The organism is Oleiphilus sp. HI0125 (genome assembly GCF_001635355.1).
The window spans coordinates 1-683 of the sequence record NZ_LWGF01001526.1 but is presented as its reverse complement, the minus strand read 5'-3'; the positions used below and the strand labels follow the sequence as shown (position 1 = coordinate 683).

General features: G+C 42.5%; 1 protein-coding gene and 1 pseudogene. One reads left to right on the top strand and one right to left on the bottom strand.

Annotation, left to right across the window (positions count from 1 at the left end; translation table 11 throughout):
• Nucleotides 1–346: pseudogene (locus tag A3762_RS25515) on the bottom strand (integrase); the annotation flags it as partial.
• A 114-nt stretch (nucleotides 347–460) separates the two neighbouring features.
• Here A3762_RS25515 and A3762_RS25510 point away from each other — a divergent pair.
• Nucleotides 461–683, top strand: a 223-nt coding sequence (locus A3762_RS25510) for a type II toxin-antitoxin system RelE/ParE family toxin (RefSeq protein ID WP_068758214.1), incomplete at its 3' end; no start/stop codon positions are given.

Here is a 683-nt window from a genome sequence, read left to right as displayed (position 1 = left end):
CTAAGGAGCTTAGCGAACGACTCTCAATCCAGTTCGCTATTGTCTCACGGGTCTTTCTTGTGATTTCGAAAATGACTGGATGTTGCGTCTTTTGTTGGATTACTTGCGCTCTAACCATCACTTCGGAATTACGTGCAATATCGCGAACCATTAGTTTAACCAAGTCGCATCCACGTAATTTGCTATCCAAAGCCAAGTTAAATAACGCCAAGTCTCGCAGTTTTCCAGCCATCTCAAGCCGTGTTCTGATTGCCCATATATGCTCTTGTTTCAATGGAAGTTTTTGACCTACCAGTTTCCCTTTGTTCCAAGGTTCGCGTTTCAGTTGTTTTTCAGAGAAATACATAACTTACCTCCAAAACTTCGTTCATTAATGTGCCTTATTGATTAAGCACGAGAAACATTATGGACAATACTAAAGCTTGGCGCACTGAAACCTTTTGGGTTACACTTGTAACCTATGATTAAAAGCTTCCTCCACAAAGGGCTTCAGAAGTTTTATGACTCTGGAAGTACCTCCGGCATCCAGAAAAAGCATGAGAAGAAGCTGCGTTTGATTCTGACTAACCTTGATCAGGCTGAATGTCCCGATGATATGGATTTGCCAGGTCTCCATATGCATCCGTTAAAAGGTGCACGTAAGGGTATATGGTCAGTAAGAGTAAGTGGCAACTGGCGAGTGA